Origin of the sequence: Actinoplanes sp. NPDC048791 (assembly GCF_040650095.1) — a bacterium.
Classification (GTDB): domain Bacteria; phylum Actinomycetota; class Actinomycetes; order Mycobacteriales; family Micromonosporaceae; genus Actinoplanes.
Genome location: NZ_JBEZGQ010001052.1, coordinates 1 through 2,798 on the forward strand (window position 1 = coordinate 1; position 2,798 = coordinate 2,798).

Here is a 2,798-nt window from a genome sequence, read left to right on the forward strand (position 1 = left end):
GCTCACGTTCGCCGCGACGCCGCGTACGCGCAGCCCCGAGGAACCCCGGCCGCGTTCGGCGCGCGGCCGGGCGGCCCGCCGCTCGCTGACCGGGTGGGGGTTCGCCGGGCCGGCGACCCTGCTGGTGGTCGGCCTGTCGATCTTCCCGGCGGTCTGGGCCTTCTTCATCTCGCGGACCAAGTGGAACGGGATCGCGCCGGCCACCGACGTCGGCTGGCGCAACTACCAGCGGATCGCGACCGATCCCGACGCGATCGCGGCGGCCCAGCACACCCTCGTGCTGACAGTGCTGTTCGTGCCGGGCTCGATCCTGCTCGGCATCCTGATCGCGGTGGCGCTGAACCAGAAGATCCGGCTCATCGGCTTCTACCGCACCTGCATCTTCGTGCCGTACGTGGCGTCGGCCGCGGCGACCGGCATCCTGGCCAGCTTCGTGTTCAACCCGCAGTTCGGCGCGGCCAACGAGGCGTTGCGCCGGCTGGGGCTGCCGGCCCAGCAGTTCCTGGAGAGCCCCGGCCAGGCGCTGATCGTCATCTGCCTGATCGCGCTCTGGGGTGAGGTCGGCTTCTGCGCGGTCATCTACCTCGCCGCCCTGCAGGACATCCCCAAGGAACTGGTCGAGGCGGCCACCGTGGACGGCGCGGGCAAGTGGCGCGTCTTCCGGCACATCACGCTGCCGGAGCTGCGCCCGGTCACCGTCTTCACCGCGATCTGGCAGACCATCACGGCGATGCAGCTGTTCGATCTGATCTACACCACGACCCGCGGCGGGCCGCTGAACAGCACCCAGACCGTCGTCTACTACATCTACGAGCTGGCTTTCCAGACCCAGAGACTGGGGTACGGCGCAGCCGTCGCCTACCTGCTCTTCGCCGTGACGATGCTGCTGACCGTGGGCGTCATCTGGTACAACCGCCGTTCCGGATCGGGGGCCTTCTGATGTCGAGCCCGGTTTCCCTCCGGCGGCGCCGCCTGCCGTTCAGCCCCTGGCACCTGCTGCTCATGCCGCTGGCCCTGGTCTTCGTCCTGCCGCTGGTGCAGATGGTCCTGACCTCGTTCATGACCGCGCAGGAGATCAACCAGTTCCCGCCGAGGTTCATCCCCACCAGCCTGCACCTCAGCGGGTACCGCGCGCTGCTGAACGAGTCGCACATCGTGCGCTGGTTCGCCAACACCGTGCTGGTGTCGGGCATCGCGGTGGTCTCGCACCTGATCCTCTGCTCGCTGGCCGGCTACGGCTTCGCCCGGCTCAAGTTCGCCGGGCGCGGCCTGGCCTTCCTCGCCGTCGTGGCCACGGTGATGATCCCGATGCAGCTGCTGATGATCCCGACGTACCTGATGTTCGCCCGGGCCGGCATCGTCGACACCCTGGCCGCCGCGTTCGTGCCGTGGCTGGCGTCCGCGTTCGGCATCTTCCTGATGCGGCAGTTCTTCCTGTCGCTGCCGGTCGAGCTGGAGGAGGCGGCCCGCCTCGACGGTTGCAGCACGTTGCGCACGTTCATCAGCGTGGTGCTGCCGCTGGCCCGCCCGGCGCTGGCCACGCTGGCCATCTTCACGCTGCTGTCGAGCTGGAACGACCTGCTCTGGCCGCTGGTGGCGATCAGCGACGACAACCGGTTCACGCTGCAGGTCGGGCTGGCCAGCTTCCAGGGCACCCGGCGCACGGAATGGTCGCAGCTGATGGCCGGCAACGTGATCGCCACGATGCCGCTGATCATCGCGTTCCTGGTGGCCCAGAAGCGGTTCATCGCCACCATGACCTTCAGCGGCCTGAAGGGGTGATCCTCAGCGCCGGGTGGTGAGCTCGGGAGCCGGGAAGGTCTGCCGGAACGTGAACGCCTCCGGTGACGGACCGGCCGCGACCAGGTCGAGGCGCTCGCACGCCTCGTCGACGGTGGGGACGTGGCCGGCCGGGATCCACCACAGGACCAGCGAGGCCGGCCGGTCGTGCGGGAGGAACCAGTCGCGGCGGCGGCGCAGATAGTCCAGGTGGGCGCTCTGGTACGAGAACGCGCGCAGCGATTCGATCGAGTCCCACACCGACAGCGTGACGATCACGTCCGGGTCCAGCGGCCGGACGGTGGTGGCGTCGCCGTCCGGGCCCTCGGCCAGCCGCCAGACGAAGCCGGGGGCCGAGTCGGCCAGGGCGTTGATGATCTCCAGACCGGTCACGAACCCGGCGATGGACGGATCGGTGAGCGGGGCGCGGAGGCGGGCGACGTTGAACTGGGCCAGGTGGAATGCGCTCGTCATACCCAGCAGCACAGCAGACCCTCCTCTCTACTGTCAATCAGAATTGTTTTTAGACACCACGACACAGCAGCGGCCGGGAGCGGCGTCCATCCGGGCCTGCCAGCCGCCGGCCGCGCCGGCCCCCTCCAGCAGACCGCTGACCATGGCCAGGTTCATGCCGCAGATCAGCGGCGGGAACTGCTCGGCGAGCCGGTGGAACGGGCAGTTGGTCAGCTGGAACCCGGCCGGCGTCTCGACCGGCAGATAGCCGTGCGCCGTCAACAGCTCCCGGACGTCGGTGCCGGGTGGTGTGCGGCGGCCGTGCTCGCGCGCCACGTCGAACAGGGCGGTGTCGGCGCCGCTGCGCTCCACCGACTCGGCCAGCAGTTCGGCGGCCGTCCGGTAGTCACGCGGCGGCACGCTGACCGCGTGCTCGGCGGCGGAGGCCCGGTAGAGCTTGGCCGGGCGGCCCGCGCCGGGTCCGGTGCGGCCGGAGCGGCGGGCGTAGGAGACCTCCAGCAGGCCGGCGTCGACCAGCTTGTCCAGGTGGAACGCGGCCAGGGTGC

General features: G+C 70.1%; 4 protein-coding genes. 2 read left to right on the plus strand and 2 right to left on the minus strand.

What is annotated here, in order from left to right:
• Both AB0C29_RS41960 and AB0C29_RS41965 read left to right on the plus strand, forming a co-directional pair.
• Window positions 1-940, plus strand: a 940-nt coding sequence (locus tag AB0C29_RS41960; RefSeq protein WP_360832982.1) for a sugar ABC transporter permease, incomplete at its 5' end; no start/stop codon positions are given.
• Entirely contained in the window at window positions 940-1,782 is an 843-nt protein-coding gene (locus tag AB0C29_RS41965; RefSeq protein WP_360832985.1) for a carbohydrate ABC transporter permease, read from the plus strand. The genes AB0C29_RS41960 and AB0C29_RS41965, both read left to right, overlap by 1 nt.
• Window positions 1,783-1,785: 3 nt before the next feature.
• Here the strand turns inward: AB0C29_RS41965 and AB0C29_RS41970 are convergent, their stop codons facing one another.
• Window positions 1,786-2,253 carry a DUF3291 domain-containing protein gene (locus AB0C29_RS41970; RefSeq protein WP_360832988.1) on the minus strand — a complete coding sequence of 156 codons (468 nt, stop codon included), beginning with the start codon at window positions 2,251-2,253 and terminating at the stop codon, window positions 1,786-1,788.
• 33 nt (window positions 2,254-2,286) lie between these two features.
• Window positions 2,287-2,798, minus strand: a 512-nt coding sequence (locus tag AB0C29_RS41975) for a transcriptional regulator (RefSeq protein ID WP_360832991.1), incomplete at its 5' end; no start/stop codon positions are given.

Excerpts from the sequence above, each read along its gene's own strand:
- AB0C29_RS41965 (WP_360832985.1), top strand. The coding sequence starts at position 940 with ATGTCGAGCCCGGTTTCCCTCCGGCGGCGCCGCCTGCCGTTCAGCCCC.
- AB0C29_RS41970 (WP_360832988.1), bottom strand. The coding sequence starts at position 2,253 with ATGACGAGCGCATTCCACCTGGCCCAGTTCAACGTCGCCCGCCTCCGC.